12 protein-coding genes are annotated in these 11,971 nt (G+C 72.7%); 4 read left to right on the forward strand and 8 right to left on the reverse strand.

Translation table 11 applies throughout. The annotated features are described in order from the left end of the window. Positions 1-90 precede the first annotated feature (90 nt). The 3 genes from RF647_RS13265 to rhaI are packed head-to-tail and all read right to left on the reverse strand — an operon-like array spanning position 91 to position 4,823. Positions 91-1,572 (reverse strand): rhamnulokinase family protein, encoded by a 1,482-nt coding sequence (locus tag RF647_RS13265; protein ID WP_368812111.1) that lies wholly within the window; start codon positions 1,570-1,572, stop codon positions 91-93. Continuing rightward, the gene (locus RF647_RS13270; RefSeq protein WP_368812112.1) at positions 1,569-3,614 is read right to left on the reverse strand and encodes a bifunctional aldolase/short-chain dehydrogenase; all 2,046 of its coding nucleotides are present in this window, start codon (positions 3,612-3,614) and stop codon (positions 1,569-1,571) included. Before RF647_RS13270 ends, RF647_RS13265 begins: the two co-directional genes overlap by 4 nt. A 42-nt stretch (positions 3,615-3,656) precedes the next feature. After that, on the reverse strand, positions 3,657-4,823 hold the full coding sequence (gene rhaI, locus RF647_RS13275; protein ID WP_368812113.1) for an L-rhamnose isomerase: 1,167 nt from the start codon (positions 4,821-4,823) through the stop codon (positions 3,657-3,659). A 333-nt stretch (positions 4,824-5,156) separates the two neighbouring features. Here rhaI and RF647_RS13280 point away from each other — a divergent pair, with 333 nt between their 5' ends. The 3 genes from RF647_RS13280 to RF647_RS13290 all read left to right on the forward strand — a co-directional run bounded on the left by RF647_RS13280 (position 5,157) and on the right by RF647_RS13290 (position 8,095). Then, a complete protein-coding gene (locus RF647_RS13280; protein WP_368812114.1) occupies positions 5,157-5,525 on the forward strand; it encodes an L-rhamnose mutarotase in 369 nt (122 codons plus the stop codon). A 77-nt stretch (positions 5,526-5,602) separates the two neighbouring features. Further along, positions 5,603-6,901 carry an MFS transporter gene (locus tag RF647_RS13285; RefSeq protein WP_368812115.1) on the forward strand — a complete coding sequence of 433 codons (1,299 nt, stop codon included), beginning with the start codon at positions 5,603-5,605 and terminating at the stop codon, positions 6,899-6,901. A 168-nt stretch (positions 6,902-7,069) separates the two neighbouring features. After that, positions 7,070-8,095 carry a LacI family DNA-binding transcriptional regulator gene (locus tag RF647_RS13290; protein WP_368812116.1) on the forward strand — a complete coding sequence of 342 codons (1,026 nt, stop codon included), beginning with the start codon at positions 7,070-7,072 and terminating at the stop codon, positions 8,093-8,095. 48 nt (positions 8,096-8,143) lie between these two features. On the opposite strand, the gene RF647_RS13295 is transcribed toward RF647_RS13290, so the two are convergent. Next, a complete protein-coding gene (locus tag RF647_RS13295) occupies positions 8,144-8,827 on the reverse strand; it encodes a maleylpyruvate isomerase family mycothiol-dependent enzyme (RefSeq protein WP_368812117.1) in 684 nt (227 codons plus the stop codon). A gap of 102 nt (positions 8,828-8,929) precedes the next feature. Between RF647_RS13295 and RF647_RS13300 the strand changes: the two genes are divergently transcribed. Then, the gene (locus RF647_RS13300) at positions 8,930-9,382 is read left to right on the forward strand and encodes a MarR family winged helix-turn-helix transcriptional regulator (protein WP_368812118.1); all 453 of its coding nucleotides are present in this window, start codon (positions 8,930-8,932) and stop codon (positions 9,380-9,382) included. Positions 9,383-9,385: 3 nt separating this feature from the next. Here the strand turns inward: RF647_RS13300 and RF647_RS13305 are convergent, their stop codons facing one another. From RF647_RS13305 to RF647_RS13320, 4 genes are all read right to left on the reverse strand, one after another. After that, positions 9,386-9,568, reverse strand: coding sequence for a PspC domain-containing protein (locus tag RF647_RS13305; protein ID WP_017834030.1), 183 nt, complete (start codon positions 9,566-9,568; stop codon positions 9,386-9,388). A gap of 83 nt (positions 9,569-9,651) precedes the next feature. Then, positions 9,652-10,137, reverse strand: coding sequence for a pyridoxamine 5'-phosphate oxidase family protein (locus tag RF647_RS13310; protein WP_017834031.1), 486 nt, complete (start codon positions 10,135-10,137; stop codon positions 9,652-9,654). A 161-nt stretch (positions 10,138-10,298) separates the two neighbouring features. After that, positions 10,299-10,889 (reverse strand): hypothetical protein, encoded by a 591-nt coding sequence (locus RF647_RS13315; protein ID WP_368812119.1) that lies wholly within the window; start codon positions 10,887-10,889, stop codon positions 10,299-10,301. Further along, complete coding sequence (locus RF647_RS13320; protein ID WP_368812120.1) at positions 10,886-11,905, reverse strand: bile acid:sodium symporter; 1,020 nt, start codon at positions 11,903-11,905, stop codon at positions 10,886-10,888. The genes RF647_RS13315 and RF647_RS13320 overlap by 4 nt, the downstream gene beginning before the upstream one ends. Positions 11,906-11,971: the final 66 nt, after the last annotated feature.

The following is an 11,971-nucleotide window of genomic DNA, read 5'->3' on the forward strand; positions in this document are numbered from 1 at the left end:
CCTCGATGGGGTGGTCTCACGAGGATGTTCGGCGCCGCGGCGGCATCGGATGGGTCGGAGGAGACCCTGAAGGGGATGCGACCGCGCCCGCTACGGCCGGCGGGCGGGGCTGAGCACCCGCGGGACGTAGCGGACGGGCTCGAAGGTCCTGGCCACGAGGTCCCGCAGGGTCTCCAGGGTGCCGGAGAGGACGCCGGCGGCCCGCAGCTGCACCAGGACGTTGCCGATCGCGGTGGCCTCGACCGGCCCGGCGTGCACGGTGCGGCCGGTGCGGTCGGCGGTGAGCTGGCACAGCAGGGCGTTCTGCGACCCGCCGCCCACGATGTGCACGGTGCGGATGCTCCGCCCGGAGAGCCGCTCGGCCTGCTCGATCGTGGTGGCGTACGCCGCGGCCAGTGACTCCAGGATCGAGCGCACCACCTCGGCGCGGGTGCGCGGGGGTTCGACGTCGTGCTCCCGGCACCAGGCGGTGATGCGGGCGGGCATGTCCCCCGGGGCGGTGAAGCGGTCGTCAGTGGCGTCGAAGACGGGCACGGGGCGGGTCACGGCGGCGGCCTCGGCGAGCAGCGCCGCGAGGCCGCTGCTGCGCTGGGCATCGGTGGCGCCGGGTCCGTCCCAGGTGCGCATGGACTCGGTGAGCAACCACAGCCCGGAGACGTTCTTCAGGTACCGCACCCGCCCGTCCACGCCGCCCTCGTTGGTGAAATTCGCCGCACGGCTCTCCGCGGTCAGGACCGGGGCCTCCAGCTCGACGCCGACCAGCGACCAGGTCCCGGAGGAGATGAAGGCCGCGTCCTCGGCGGTGCTCGGCACCGCGGCCACCGCCGAGGCGGTGTCGTGGGAGCCCACGGCGGTCACCGTGAGCCCCGGTGCCGCCCCGAGCTCGGCCGTCACCGCCGGCAGCAGCGCACCGATGGTGGTGCCGGGGGCGACGACGGGGGCGAGGAGCTCCCGGGCGAGCCCGAGCTCGTCCAGCAGCCCGGTGTCCCACTGTCCGGTGCGGGCGTCCAGCAGTCCGGTGGTGGAGGCGTTGGTGGCCTCGGCCACCTGCTGCCCGGTGAGCCAGTAGGCGACGAGGTCGGGGATCAGCAGGGCCCGGTCGGCTACGTCCAGGTCCCCGGCGACCCGGTCTGCGGCCAGCTGGAAGACCGTGTTGAACGGCAGGTGCTGCAGTCCGTTGCGGGCGTAGAGCTTCTCCGGCGGCACCTGCCCGTGCACGGCCGCCACCCCGGCGGCGGTGCGCTCGTCCCGGTAGTGGTACGGCACCCCGAGCATCCGCCCGTTCCGGAGCAGGGCGTAGTCCACCGCCCAGGAGTCGACGCCGACGGAGACGACGCCGTCCTCCTGGCGGAGGGCCTGGGCCAGCCCGGCGGTCACGGACCGGTGGAGCTCGGTGATGTTCCAGTGCAGCCCGGCCCGGTCCCCCTCGTGCAGGCGCACGGGCTGGTTGGGGAAGCGGGCCACGTGGCGCATCCGGAGCCGCCCGTCCACGAGGCCGCCGAGGATCACGCGCCCGCTGGTGGCCCCGAGGTCGACGGCGGCGACCGCCGCGGTGGTGCGCACCGGGCTCATCGGAGGAAGGCGGCGGCCACGCCGGCGTCGACGGGCACGTGCAGGCCGGTGGTGTGGGAGAAGTCGGCGGTGCACAGGGCGAAGACCGCGTTGGCGACGTTCTCGGGCAGGACCTCCCGCTTGAGCAGGGTGCGCTGGGCGTAGTACGCGCCCAGCTCCTCCTCCGGCACGCCGTAGACCGCGGCGCGCTTGGCGCCCCAGCCGCCGGCGAAGATCCCGGAGCCGCGCACCACGCCGTCCGGGTTGATGCCGTTGACCTTGATCCCGTGCTCGCCCAGCTCGGCGGCGAGCAGCCGGACCTGGTGGGCCTGGTCGGCCTTCGTGGCGGAGTAGGCGATGTTGTTGGGCCCGGCGAAGATCGAGTTCTTCGAGGAGATGTAGACGATGTCCCCGCCCAGCCCCTGGGCGATGAGCACGCGGGCCGCGTTCTTGGAGACCAGGAAGGAGCCCTTAGCCATCACGTCGTGCTGCAGGTCCCAGTCCTTCTCGGTGGTCTCCAGCAGCGGCTTGGACAGCGACAGGCCGGCGTTGTTGACCACCAGGTCCAGCCCGCCGAAGGCCAGCACGGCCGCCTCGATCGCGGCCTGCACGGCGGCCTCGTCCGAGACGTCGACGGCGACGCCGACGGCCACGTCGGTCCCGCCGAGCTCCGCGGCCGCGGCGCGGGCCTTCTCGGCGTCCAGGTCGGCGATGACCACGCAGGCGCCCTCGGCGGCCAGGCGGGTGGCGATGGCCCTGCCGATGCCCGAGGCCGCCCCGGTGACCAGGGCGATCCGGGTGGCCAGCGACTTGGGCGCGGGCATGCGCCGGAGCTTGGCCTCCTCCAGGGCCCAGTACTCGATGCGGAACTTCTCGGCCTCGTCGATCGGGGCGTAGGTGGAGATGCCCTCGGCTCCGCGCATGACGTTGATCGCGTTGAGGTAGAACTCCCCGGCCACCCGGGCGGTCTGCTTGTCCTTGCCGAAGGAGAACATGCCCACCCCGGGGACGAGCACGATCGCCGGGTCCGCCCCGCGGATCGCGGGCGAGTCCGGGCCGGCGTGGCGGTCGTAGTAGGCCTGGTAGTCGGCGCGGTAGGCCTCGTGCAGCTCCTTCAGCCGTACGACGCAGTCCTCGACCGGGACGCCGGCGGGCAGGTCCAGGACCAGGGGCTTGACCTTGGTGCGCAGGAAGTGGTCCGGGCAGGAGGTGCCCAGTGCGGCCAGGCGCGGGTGCTCGGCGGCGGCGAGGAACTCCAGCACCCGGGCGTCGTCGGTGAAGTGGCCCACCTGCGGGCGGTCGGCGGAGGCCAGCCCGCGGATCACGGGGGCCAGGGCCGCGGCCTTGGCCCGGCGCTGCTCCTCCGGCAGCGCCCGGTAGCCGTCCAGGACCGGGCCGAAGGGCTCGGCCGGGGAGTGGGCGTCGATGTAGGCCTCGGCGGTGTCGATGATCCACCGGGAGTGGGTCTCGGCCTCCTCCGAGGTCTCGCCCCAGGCGGTGATGCCGTGCCCGCCGAGGATGCACCCGACCGCCTCAGGGTTCGCGTCCTTGATCGCCGCGATGTCCAGGCCCAGCTGGAAGCCGGGGCGGCGCCAGGGCACCCACACGACCTTCCCGCCGAAGATCTCGGCGGTGAGCCGCTCCCCGTCGGCGGCGGTGGCGACCGCGATGCCGGAGTCGGGGTGCAGGTGGTCCACGTGCGGGGCGTCGACCAGCCCGTGCATGGCCGTGTCGATGGACGGCGCCGCCCCTCCCGCCCCGTGCAGGCAGTAGTCGAAGGCCGCGACCATCTCGTCCTCGTGCTCGACCCCGCGGTAGACACCGGTCAGCGCGCGGACCCGGTCCAGCCGCAGCGCGGCGAGGCCCTTCTCGGTGAGGGTGCCGAGGTCGCCGCCGGAGCCCTTGACCCACAGCAGCTCGACGCCCTCGCCGGTGACGGGATCGGTGGCGGTGCCCTTGGCGGAGGTGTTCCCGCCGGCGTAGTTCGTGTTCTTCGGGTCCGCGCCGAGCCGGTTGGAGCGGGCGATCAGGTCGGCGACGACGGAATGCGTGGTGGTCTGCATGATCAGGTGTCTCTCTGCGAGGTGGTGTGCAGGGGGGTGAGGTCAGGAGGCCCAGGAGGCCTGGGTGCCGCCGACGCGCTCGGCGGCCAGGCGCTGCTGGTGCCCGGAGGCGGCGTAGGCGGCCATCGGGTCCGCCGGCAGGCCGCGGGCCTCGCGCCAGTCCGCCAGGGCGGGGCGGACGTCGGTGTAGAAGGCGTCCATCAGGACCTGGTGGGCGCCGAGCACGTCGCCGGCCTCCTGGGCGGCGGTCAGGGCCACCCGGTCCAGCAGCAGGGCGCGGGCGGTCATCTCCTGGACGTTGAGCACCGAGCGGATCTGGCCGGGGATCTTCTCCTCCACGTTGTGGCACTGGTCGAGCATGAAGGCCACGCCCGAGTCCGGGTCCAGGGCCCCGCCGCGGATCACCTCGACCATGATGCGGAAGAGCTGGAACGGGTCCGCCGCGCCCACGATGAGGTCGTCGTCGGCGTAATTGCGGGAGTTGAAGTCGAAGGAGCCGAGCTTCCCGAGCCGCAGCAGCTGCATCACGATGAACTCGATGTTGGTCCCGGGGGCGTGGTGGCCGGTGTCCAGGCAGACCAGCGCCCGCTCCCCGAGGGCGGTGACCTGGGCGCAGGCCGTCCCCCAGTCCGGCACGTCGGTGTGGTAGAACGCCGGCTCGAAGAACTTGTACTCCAGCACCAGCCGCTGCTCCGCCCCGACCTGGGCGTAGATCTCGGCCAGCGACTCCGCCAGCCGGTCCTGGCGTCCGCGCAGGTCCTGCTGGCCGGCGTAGTTGGAGCCGTCGGCCAGCCAGATCTTCAGGTCCCGCGAGCCGGTCCCGGTCATGATCTCGAGGCACCGCAGGTGGTGGTCGACGGCCTTCCGGCGCACCGCGGGGTCCGAGTGGGTCAGGGAGCCGAACTTGTAGGCGTCGTCCTGGAAGGTGTTGGAGTTGATCGTGCCCAGCGCCACCCCCTGGTCGGCCGCGTACCGGGCCAGGGCACCGTAGTCGTCCACCTGGTCCCACGGGATGTGCAGGGCGACGGTCGGGGCCAGTCCGGTGAACCGGTGCACCGTGGCGGCGTCGGCGATCTTCTCCTCGACCGTGCGCGGGGTGCCGGGGGTGGAGAAGACCTTGAACCGGGTCCCCGAGTTGCCGAACGCCCACGAGGGCAGCTCGATGGCCTGGGCGGCCAGCTGGGGCGTGATGTCGTCGAATGCAGTCATGGGCTTCACATCTTCCGTGCGGGGATCGGGGGCGCGACCGGGACGTCGGCGTGGGAACGTATTGAATCGTTTCATGACGATAAGCGGTGATCCCTGTCACGTCAAGACCCATCCGGAGTGATGGCGGCGGGGTTCCCCTCCTCCACGCAAGGCATCACCGGAAAAAACTGCGGTATGGGTATTGAAACGACTCAAAGTGTGACTACGATGGCCCGGTACTGAGAGGCACCTCACATGCCGCGGTCGGCAGGACGTCCGGACCGCCCCGCGGAGCATCACCGCCTCTCGTCCCCGGCAGGTCGTTCCGACGGCCCCACCACGAAGGAGTCCCGCATGGGCGCCCACCCGTCCGCCGCGACGCTGCAGGAGCTGATCGAGCTGCCCGAGGAGATCACCCGCACCCGCCGGTGCTTCCTCCTCCACGTCCGCCCCGAGAAGCTCGTCGAGTACGTCGAGGTGCACCAGCAGGTCTGGCCCACGATGCTCGCCGCCCTCCGGGAGACCGGCTGGCGCAACTACTCCCTGTTCCTGCACCCGGAGGACGGCCTGGTCGTGGGCTGCTTCGAGGCCGACGACGTCGCGGCCACCCAGGCGCTCATGGACGACCACCCGGTCAACGCGCGCTGGCAGGCCGAGATGGCCCAGTACTTCGTCGAGGGATCGCACCCCGAACCGCTCCTCCAGTACTTCCACCTGGCCTGAGCCGGGACCACCACCCGCACAGCACAGCCGTCACCGTCACCGTCACCGTCACCGTCACCGTCACCGAAGGATCACCCATGACCACCACGAAGCTCGGGGGCTGGAAGGCCACCATCGCGGTCTCCATGTCCAACTACATCGAAGCCGGGTCCATCATCGCGCTGGCCACCAGCCTGAGCCTGTGGCAGGAGTACTTCGGCTTCACGAACCTCGCCGTCGGCCTCGTGGCCGCGCTCAGCGCCAACGCCTTCGGCGCGGCCCTCGGCGCCCTGATCGGCGGGCCGCTCGGCGACCGGTACGGGCGCAAGTTCATCTACACCTACGACCTGATCCTGTACATGATCGGCACCGCCTTCGTGATCTTCGCCGTGGCGCCGTGGATGCTGGTGCTCGGCGTGGTCCTGACCGGCATCGCCGTGGGCGCCGGCGTCCCCGTGGCCTGGACCTACATCGCCGAGGAGGCGCCGTCCGAGGCCCGGGCGAAGCACGTGGGCACCGCCCAGTTCGCGTGGTCCCTGGCTCCGGCGCTGGTGTTCCTGTTCGCCACCTTCGTGGTGCCGCTGGGGCTGCTGGGCACCCGCATCGTCTTCGCCCACCTGTTCGTGGTCGCCTTCGTCACCTGGTGGGTCCGCCGGGGCCTCACCGAGTCCCACACCTGGAAGAAGTCCGACGAGGAGCGGCGCGCCTCGGAGGCCACCGGGATCAAGCGGCGCAACTACCGCGAGCTGCTCACCAACCGCACCAACCTCAAGGCGCTGCTCTTCCTCGTGGGCGTGTACGCGCTGTGGAACCTCGTCGCGGGGCAGATGGGCATCTTCATGCCGCGGGTGTACGAGACCGCCGGCGTCGAGTCGGCCACCCAGCAGAACCTGCTCCAGGTGCTGCTGTGGAGCTTCACGGTGCTGGCCACCTGGTTCGGCTTCATGCGCTACGGCGACCGGGTCGACCGGCGCCTGCTCTACGGCATCGGGGCGCTCCTGGGGATCGCCGCCTGGGTGCTGCTGGTCTTCGCCCACGTCACCATGCCGGTGCTGATCCTCTTCGCCGTGCTCTGGGGCGTGTCCGCCGGCATCGGCGCCCAGGCGTTCTACGCCCTGTGGGCCGCGGAGATGTTCGCGACCCGCTACCGTGCCAGCGCGCAGGGCGTGCTGTTCTTCGTCGCCCGCATCGTCGTGGGCCTGCTCAGCTACTGGTTCCCCACCCTGCTCGCCGAGCACGGCGTGCCCTTCGTGGGCATGATCATGATCGGCGCCCTCCTGGTCGCGCTGCTCGTCGGCGTGATCGGCGCCCCGGACACCCGCGGCAAGAGCCTGGAGCAGATCGAGGAGGACCGCTACGGGACGCCCGCCTCCCGGCCGGCCCAGCCGGTGGGCTGAGCCTGGCGCACCGCAGCGACACCACCGGGCCGCGACCCCTCGGCGTGCCGGCCGAGGAGCCGCGGCCCGGCGCGTCGAGGGGACCGCGGCCCACCCGCGCGCCGGGCACGCCGGGCGGCCGGATCGTTAGAATCGGGGACCTGGACAGTTCCGAGGGAAAGTGACGACGTGACCCCTGCGCGACCGGCGGTGAGCATCAAGGAGGTGGCCCGGGAGGCCGGGGTGTCCATCGGCACCGTCTCCAACGTCCTCAACCGCCCCGAGGTGGTCTCCGAGGACCGCCGCCGCCGCGTGCTCCGGGTCATCGAGGACCTGGGCTACGTCCGCAACGACGTCGCGCGCCAGCTCAAGGCCGGCCGCTCGCGCACCGTGGGCCTCGTGGTGCAGGACTCGGCCAACCCCTTCTACAACGAGATCGCCCTGGGCGCGGAGACGGCCGCCGAGCGGCTGGGCCAGGCCGTGATCATCGGCAACGCTGGGCTCTCCCCCGAGCGGGAGAGCCTGTACCTGGACCTGTTCGAGGAGCAGCGGGTCCGAGGTGTGCTCGTCACCCCCCAGACCCCGGAGCGGGCCCGCGTCGACGTCCTGCGCTCCCGCGGCACCCCGGTGGTGCTGGTGGACGAGCACGCGGCTCCCAGCGAGTACTGCTCGCTGGCCGTGGACGACGTCGAGGGCGGCCGCGCGGCCGTGGCGCACCTCCTGGGGACGAGGCGTCGGCGGATCGCCTACGTGGGCGGCCCCGACTCCCTGCACCAGGTCCGCGACCGCCGGGCGGGGGCGCAGCGGGCGGTCGAGGCCGTGCCCGGCGCGTCCCTGGAGTCCTTCGGCACCACCGCCCTGACGGTGCTGGAAGGACGCCGGATCGGCGAGCAGATCCTCGAGCTCCTCCCGGGGCGCCGTCCCGAGGCCGTGTTCGCCGCCAACGACCTGCTGGCGCTCGGGCTGCTGCAGGCCTTCGCGTTCACCCACCGCGTCCGGGTGCCCGAGGACATCGCGCTCATCGGCTACGACGACATCGACTTCGCGACCTCGGCGATCGTCCCGCTCTCCTCGATCCGCCAGCCCGCCCGGCTGATCGGGCGCACGGCCGTGGAGCTGCTGGAGGACGAGATCACCGACCCCGGCCACCACCACCGCCACGTGAGCTTCCAGCCCGAGCTCGTCGTCCGGGACTCCACCCGTCCTACGGCTTGAGCTGCCGAGCGCCCCGCCCGGGCCCCTGGAGCTGCGTGGGCCCAGGAGTCACGCGGGCGCGAGCCGGTGCCGCAGCATCTCTGCTCCGTCTCCCGTCAGCCGGTCCAGCCCGGCGCGGCGGCCCGTGAGCAGGAGCAGCAGCGCGGCGGCCGGTCCCCGGATCTCGGGGCCCTCGCCCGCGGCCCAGGAGACGTCGGTGGCGACGAGCCGGAAGCCCTCCAGCGGCAGGTGGCGGAAGACCCGCGCCGTGCGCGTGCCCTCGGTGGACCGCACGCGCTCCGCGGCGACGGCCGCGGCCTCCGGGGGCATCTCGAGCTCCAGGCCCAGCGGCACGGCGATGTCCTGGCCGTGCACCAGGATGTCGGTCAGCGTCTCGAGGCTCGTCACACCCACGTTGTGCCGCCGGGAGCCCACCGTGGCGCGGATTCCCGCGACCAGGCGGTCCGCCGGACGTCGGGCGCGGTCACGGGCGGACTCAAGGATGACGTGGTTGAGGCCGCCCGGGTGCCGCAGCGCGGACAGCAGCGCGGCGCCGAGGCCCAGCTGCTGCAGCGTCAGGTGGGCGGCGACGTCCCGCACCGTCCATCCCTCGCACAGCGACGGGTGGTCCCACTGCTCCCCGGAGAGCCCGGCGAGCAGGTCCGCCGTGCGCCGGCGCTGAAGGTCGATCACGGCCCAGACGTCGTCGTCGCCCATCGGGCCGGTCGTGCTGTTCTTCCGGACCGTGCTCATGGTCCTGCCTCCTCACCCGCGGACGGGACCGTCACCGAGCCCCTCGTGTCCGCCGGATGACCCGATTATAGTTCGTTCATAGGACTATTTCGAGGGGCAGGCATGACAGGACAGCTCAACATCGGGGTGCTCATGTTCATCGCGCACCGCTCGGCGGAGAACCGGATCGTGGAGGCGGTGCGTCGGGCCGGCTACACGGACCTCACTGTGCCGCAGGCGCGCATCCTGGCGCGGATCGGCCCGGACGGGACCCGCCTGTCCGAGCTGGCCGAGCAGGCGCAGGTGGCCAAGCAGACGGCCACGGTGCTGGTGGACCGGCTCGAGCGCGCGGGCTACGTGGAGCGCACGGTCGACCCCCGCGACGCCCGGGCGCGGCTGGTGCGGATCGCGGGCCGGGGAATGGAGCTCGTGCCGATCGCCCGCGCGGAGGAGGCCCGGATCGAGGCGGAGTGGAGTGCGCACCTGGGCGAACGGAGGATGCGCCAGCTGCGCGAGGCGCTCACAGCACTGCGCGAGATCACCGACCCGCACGCGGGGCCGGAGGAGCAGGGGTGAGGCTCAGGCCTCCTTGGGGATGATGATCCACAGGGCGATGTAGACCAGCTCCCCCACGCCCACCAGACCGAAGACGATGAAGCCCAGCCGCAGGAGGAATTTCGGCAGTCCGAAGCGGGCCGCCAGGGCCGCGCAGACGCCGGCGATGAGCTTGCCGTTGCGGGGGCGGACCAGAGAAGTGTTCATGCCCGGATCCTACCAACGCACCCCGGGACACGCCCGGGGGCGGGACCGTCCGGTCCGGGCGGAGCGGACGGCCCCGGCCGGCGTCATAGGTCGACGACGCCCTTGTCGCCCTTGATCGTGTCGCCGGTGACCTTGGACTTCACGAGGTTGGCCACCTGGGTGACCTTGCCGCCGCCGGGGGTGTCCCAGTACTCGGCGGAGCGGCCGGTGACCTCGATGAGGATGTTGTTCGGGTTCTCCGGCCCGCCCTCGAGCCAGGAGCCGGTGAAGCTGTCCCACAGCTCCTTGAGCTTGGCCTCGTCGTTGAGCACCAGCGCCGTCCCGGTCAGCGAGACCCAGGCGCCGTCCCCGGCGTAGGCGACGTTCACAGCCGGCCGCTGCTGCAGGTCCTGGACCTGGTCCGAGGTGCGCTCGGCGATGAAGTACACGGTGCCGTCGAAGTCCACGTCCTGCGTGGCCATCGGCTTGGAGATCAGGTTCCCGTGCTCGTCCGCGTGGGTGAGCATGGCGATCCGGGTGTCCTTGATGAGCTGGCGCACCTTGGCGGTGCCGTTGTCCTGGTCGGTCATGGGGAGATCCCTTCTTCGGTGGACTGCTGACGGTGTTCGACTGCTGAACTGCGGTCCGCGGCGCGGAGGGCCAGTCTATGAACCCGGGGCGCGTCGCACGAGGGGTGGGCCGACGAACGGCCCCGGCCAGGCCGCGGGGAGGACCGCCGCGGCGACCCTTCCTACCGGCCCCCCGGCACCTCGGCCGCGGCCGGGACCACCGCGTTGCGCGCGGTGGAGACCGGCAGGTTCACGGGGCACGCCATCTGCTCGGCGAGGCGGTGGACCACGGCGCACGCGCTGAGGACGAGCGCCAGCACCCCCAGCCACGGCTGGACGAGCGCGAACCACGTCAGGGCCCCGGTGGAGCCGAGGGCCAGCAGCGCGAGCTTGTTGCAGACCGGGCAGCCCACGGCGAACCAGGCGGCGAACGTGCCGACCGCGCCCAGCCGGGCGCTGCGGCGCTCGCCGGACTCGACGGCCCGGGCCACGGTGGCCGCGGCGACGTCGTCGTCCCCGGGAAGCGGGGTGCCGCCGGCCACGGGGGACACGTAGGAGGCCACGAGGACACCGGTGAGCGCCGAGGTGGCGATCCAGACGGGATAGTTCCACCACACGGGCGGGATCTCGCGGCTGAAGACGCCGTTGGGGACGAGCACGGTGGCGAGCCCCAGGACCAGGGCGGTGGCGAGCCCCGCGAGCACAGCGGCGCCCCACTGGCGCGGACCCCACAGTCGGAGGGCCTGGGCGGCGGGGCGGAAGCGCTGCGTCATGGGCGGGGTGCCTTTCGGTCGGACGGGGCGGTGCCCCCACTGTGTCGTGGATCGCGGTCCCGCACCAGCGCGGGGACCAGCCGCACCAGCACCACCATCCCCACCAGCTCGACCAGGGTCTGGGTGACGACGACGAACGGCGTCAGCGCGAGCCGCTCCGGCAGGGCCAGGGCCAGGGGGAGCACCACGAGGGAGTTGCGGGTGACCCCGCCGAAGACCAGGGCCCGGGAGACCGGCACGTCCAGGCGGGCGAGGCGGGCGGCCAGGATCCCGATCGGGACCATGAGCACCAGGAAGCCGGCGTAGAGCGGCACGACCGCCGCGAGGTCGGCCAGCTGCTCCCCCACCCCGCGCACCTGCGAGGCGATCACGGTGAACAGGGTCAGCGCCATGAGGGGCACCATCGCCGCGCCCGTCGCGGACTCCAGCCGCCGGGCCGCGGCGGAGCGGGAGGCCGCCCGCTGCACGGCCGCCGCCGCGGCCAGGGGCAGCAGGATCAGGAACACGAACGCCTCCGCGAAGGGGCCGAGCTCCACCAGGGCGACCGCCTCCGGGCCGGCGAGGAGCAGCAGGTGGACGGGCAGGAGCAGCATCTGCGCGAGCATCAGCAGCGGGGCGGCCGCCAGCAGCCGGTCGGCGGCGCCCCCGGCGAGGCCGGTGAAGACGATGACGTAGTCCACGCAGGGGGCCAGCAGCACGAGCAGCACGCCCAGCAGCAGGGCCTCGTGTCCGGCGACCGGCCGGGACAGCCCGAGGACCACGACCGGGACGACCACGAAGTTCACCACCAGCAGCGCCGCGAGGAAGCGGAGATCCGCGAAGGCCCGGCCCAGTGCGGCGAACGGGACGGCCAGGAACGTGGCGAACAGCAGCAGCCCCAGGACCGGGGTGATGGCCGGGGCGAGCGCGGGCGCGCCGGGCACCGTCCAGCCCACGAGGACCGCGGCCGCGATGGCCACCAGGTACACGGCCACCTGGTGGCGCTCGGCCCGTGCGGCGGCTGTCGGTGCGTTCACCCGCCCAGCCTAGGGGCAGGCTTTCCGGGGGGGGTGCCGGCGGTCGTCGCCAATCCGCACCCCCGA

The sequence above is a fragment of the Kocuria sp. CPCC 205263 genome, from assembly GCF_040981075.1.
GTDB classification, from domain to species: domain Bacteria; phylum Actinomycetota; class Actinomycetes; order Actinomycetales; family Micrococcaceae; genus Kocuria; species Kocuria rosea.